Below are 249 nucleotides of genomic sequence, written 5' to 3'. Positions count from 1 at the left end.
ATTATGGGGCGTAATGCGCACGCGTAAGCGGAAGGGTGTCGTGAGCGCTGACCCGAGCTCTGCCGGCGTAGGCGATTCTAGGGTGATCTTTGGGCCGGGGAACAGCCCTCGGGTGCGCATTGGCGCCTCCGGCCGCGCCGCTTCTTCCGGCGTCACCAACATGGTCGCTCCGGGGTCAGCGGCACTCGCGGCGCTCGCCGCGAGTGCAAGACAGAAGAACTTGATCGTCATGCTCGACTCACCGGACTG

At 65.5% G+C, this 249-nt stretch carries 1 protein-coding gene; it reads right to left on the bottom strand.

Annotation, left to right across the window (positions count from 1 at the left end; all coding sequences use genetic code 11):
• Positions 1 to 231 (bottom strand): hypothetical protein (locus tag AC0IYH_RS33105; protein WP_471838627.1); only part of this gene is annotated, 231 nt, incomplete at its 3' end.
• Between the last annotated feature and the right edge of the window lie 18 nt (positions 232 to 249).

Source organism: Pseudomonas sp. AC463 (assembly GCF_979253585.1).
The sequence above is the reverse complement of the archived record's forward strand: the minus strand, read 5'-3'. Positions and strand labels throughout refer to the sequence as shown.